Below are 3,416 nucleotides of genomic sequence, written 5' to 3'. Positions count from 1 at the left end.
GCCATGCGCCGGATCATCTGTGCTTCGCCCTTGTCGGGCAGCGCACCGTTTTCACCGGCGATCACGTCATGGGCTGGAATACAACCGTGATCGCACCGCCGGAAGGCAACCTCGCCCATTTCATCGCTTCGCTCGACATGCTGATGCATCGCCACGACAAAGTGTTTCTGCCGGGGCATGGCGGCCGCGTGCAAACACCGCAGCGCGTGGTCAGGGCCTATATGACGCATCGCCGCTGGCGCGAGCAGACGATCCTTGCCTGCCTCGACGACGGCGTCTCCACGATCACAGCGATCGTGGCAAAACTTTACGGCGCGTTGGATAAGGATCTGAAGGACGCAGCCGCCCTGTCGGTGCTTGCGCATCTCCAACATCTCGGCGACCGTGGCATCGTCGTGAGCGACGGCGACGAGGGATTGATGAGCGCTTTCTCGCTGCGCTATTCGCGCGCGTCCTAGTTCCCCCGCAAAAGCCGAACGGCGCCTACCCGTTCGTCCGCCTTCTGGCTTTCGGCTTCCGCTTGGTCACCTTCTTCTTGGCGCTTGGCTTCGCCTTCAACGCCGGCTCCAGCCCGGTCTTCTCGCCCTTCTCAAGCTCGGTCTTCACTTCGGCGAACAGGGTCCGGACGCGCGCGGCATTGGTGCCGAGATCGTGCTGGCCGTAACGCGACACCGAGCGGACGTCGATCTTCGCCTGGGTGTCGTCGCCCTTCACCTGCACCACGACATCGTCGGTGAACCCCATGATGAGGGTGCGGTCGGTCGCTTCGATCCTGCCGACGCCGTCGTTGCCCGGAGGCTCACTGATGGCGACAGCCCAGCCCAGGCGGCGCACCGCTTCCTGCACGAGATTGAACACTTCCGCCGCTGAGCGTTCAAGCGCCATGGGCCTGATGTCCGGATAGGCTTCCTGCTGCTCTTCGGTGCCGATCTCGTCGAGATTCTCGATGGGATTGGCGTCGGCGGGACGCGTCTTCGTCAGCATCTTGAACTCCAAGGGCTCGCTCGGAGTCGTCTCGATGGCGGTGAGCTGCGGCAGCATGAAATATTGCGCGGCAAACCAGGCTGGCGCCGCCAAGCCGACGGCCGCGATGAGAATGGCTGCGACCGCCTGACTTGCGCCGATCTCCCCGCCAATCCAGATGCGGACAATGGCCCCAACGGCGATCAGCACGGCAATCGTGAGCCCGATCACCGATACCCTGAGCAGGTTCATCGCGGCCGGCGTCGTGAGCGACGCGAAATGGTGCAGAATGACGGTGAAGATCAGGAGCTGGAGGAAAAACAGCGCCACGCGACGCGCCCAGGTCGCTTCATGCGCCTCCTTGACCAAATATCGCGTGGTCACGACCGATCCCTCCTCGCCGCCGTTGCCACCGCTAAGCTTTGCAGGGCATAACCCCTCCTAACAGGGCTCACAGCACAGATAGCGTGATGCCACTCTCTAACTCCGTTGGCGAGCGCGACATCGCCAGCCTGATCCATCCTTATACCGAACTCGCGCGCTTCCGCGACAGCGGTCCCACGGTGTTTACCCGGGCCGAAGGCATCTACGTCTTCGACGATGCCGGGAGACGCTATCTCGAAGGCATGGCCGGTTTGTGGTGCACGGCGCTCGGCTACGGCAATCAGGAGACGAGATGTTCGATTGTTTGCAGCGCGGTCTCGATCGTGCCGAGGCGATGGTGCGGAAGGAAGGCTTGCGCGGCTAGACGTGCTGGCCGCCATTGATGTGCAGCTCAGCGCCATTGATGTAGCTCGATTGCTCGGTGCAGAGGAAATAGATGGCCTTCGCCACCTCCTCCGGCGTACCGAGCCGCCGCATCGGAATGTCGGCGACGAGCGCCTCGGTGCCAGGCGAGAGGATGGCGGTATCGATCTCCCCCGGAGAGATGGCGTTCACTCTGATGCCGCGCGGCGCGAAATCGGCGGCGAGCTCTCGGGTCAGAGCCGCGAGCGCCGCCTTCGAGGTGGAATAGGCCGAGCCCGCGAAGGGATGCACGCGCGAGCTGGCGATCGAGCTCACATTCACGACCGTGCCGCCGGCCGCCTCCAGCTCGTCGATGAGGCCGCGCGCAAGGAGCAGCGGTCCAAAGAAATTCACCTGAAACACCTTCTGCCAGGCGTCGAGCGGCGTATCGACGGTGCTGAGGCGGCTGCCACCCTCGCCCTTCGGCGAGATGCCGGCATTGTTGACAAGCGCATGCAGGCGCGAGTCTTGCACGATCAGGCGCTGCTTCATCTCGGCGATGGCCTGGATGGTATTCTCCGGGTCGGACAGATCGACCTGAATGTGATCCTCCGGGCCCGCCTCCCACGGACAGTTCTCGGGGAAGCCATAACGCGAGCACGTGATGACGCGCCAGCCGGCCGACGAGAAACGCTTCACCGTCGCGTGGCCGATGCCGCGCGAAGCGCCGGTCAGGATCATTGTCCTGCGTTCCTCGTTCGGGGTCTGCGCCATCATGGAGGCTTTGCGCCGGCTGCTTCGGGAGCGAAGAATAGGGTTTAAGCAGGATCAGGGATAGAGCCGGGTCTTCGCCCAACTCGCCGTCGGCGTGCCGCGGCGGAAGACCATGCGGTCATGCAGACGGTAGGCGCCGTTTTGCCAGAACTCGATCTCCAGCGGCACGAGGCGATAGCCGCGCCAATAAGCGGGCCGCTTGATGTCGCCCTCGCCGAATCTTTCCGTGAGATCCGCGACCGCGTCCTCCAAAGCCGCGCGGCTCGTCAGCGGCCGCGACTGCGAGGAGGCGCAGGCGCCGATGCGGCTTTGCCGTGAACGCGTAGCGAAATAAGCGTCGGACTCGGCATCGGTGGCCGGCTCGATCAGTCCCCTCGCCCTGATCTGACGGCCGAGGCTCTTCCAATAAAGGACGATGGCCGCCTTGGGATTGACGGCAAGCTCGCCGCCCTTGGCGCTCTCGCAATTTGTGTAGAAGACGAAGCCGCCCTCATCGAGGCCTTTCAAGAGGATCATGCGCACATTTGGCAGGCCCTCGGCGTCAACGGTGGCGAGCGCCATAGCGTCGGGGTCAACGGGCTCGGCCGCCTTGGCCTCCTCCATCCAAGCGGAGACGAGGACGAACGGCGCGTCTGATTCGGTAAAGTCACGGGGCTTCAGCCCCTGATTTGGCTGATCTGGATGTGTCATGGCGGGTTCGGTCTTACCCAGTTTCCCCGGCTTTGGCCAATTCCCGGGTCGATACGGTCATTTACGTTTTGCTCACTCTGATACGGCACACTCCTTCATGTTGGTAGTGGGCGCGGGGGATTAGAGTAGTTTCCGCGTCGGTCTTGGGGACGGTTGGTTATGCGTACGTTCCATTGGAGCGCTCCTATCTTCTTAGGGGCGGGCGCGCTTGTGCTTGCGTTATTCGCGTCCGCCCCTTCCTCCTTCGGAGCGGGGGAGGTCAA

General features: G+C 63.3%; 4 protein-coding genes and 1 pseudogene. 2 read left to right on the top strand and 3 right to left on the bottom strand.

The genetic code is table 11. The features are described 5' to 3' along the window. Nucleotides 1-458, top strand: a pseudogene (locus ACR2J1_RS10660) (MBL fold metallo-hydrolase); the annotation flags it as partial. A gap of 25 nt (nt 459-483) precedes the next feature. On the opposite strand, the gene ACR2J1_RS10655 reads toward ACR2J1_RS10660, so the two are convergent. Next, on the bottom strand, nt 484-1,347 hold the full coding sequence (locus ACR2J1_RS10655) for a DUF1499 domain-containing protein (protein ID WP_434019305.1): 864 nt from the start codon (nt 1,345-1,347) through the stop codon (nt 484-486). 86 nt (nt 1,348-1,433) lie between these two features. Here ACR2J1_RS10655 and ACR2J1_RS10650 point away from each other — a divergent pair, with 86 nt between their 5' ends. Then, a complete protein-coding gene (locus tag ACR2J1_RS10650) occupies nt 1,434-1,730 on the top strand; it encodes a hypothetical protein (RefSeq protein ID WP_434019304.1) in 297 nt (98 codons plus the stop codon). On the opposite strand, the gene ACR2J1_RS10645 is transcribed toward ACR2J1_RS10650, so the two are convergent. Beyond that, nucleotides 1,708-2,463: an SDR family NAD(P)-dependent oxidoreductase gene (locus ACR2J1_RS10645; RefSeq protein WP_434019306.1), complete on the bottom strand. Its 756-nt coding sequence runs from the start codon at nt 2,461-2,463 to the stop codon at nt 1,708-1,710. The genes ACR2J1_RS10650 and ACR2J1_RS10645 overlap by 23 nt on opposite strands. A 54-nt stretch (nt 2,464-2,517) precedes the next feature. Beyond that, entirely contained in the window at nt 2,518-3,153 is a 636-nt protein-coding gene (gene pdxH, locus ACR2J1_RS10640; protein ID WP_434019303.1) for a pyridoxamine 5'-phosphate oxidase, read from the bottom strand. Nucleotides 3,154-3,416: the final 263 nt, after the last annotated feature.

Source organism: Methyloceanibacter sp., from assembly GCF_050999895.1.
Classification (GTDB): domain Bacteria; phylum Pseudomonadota; class Alphaproteobacteria; order Rhizobiales; family Methyloligellaceae; genus Methyloceanibacter.
Note: the sequence above shows the minus strand (reverse complement) of the source record. Positions and strands in the feature narration are given on the sequence as shown.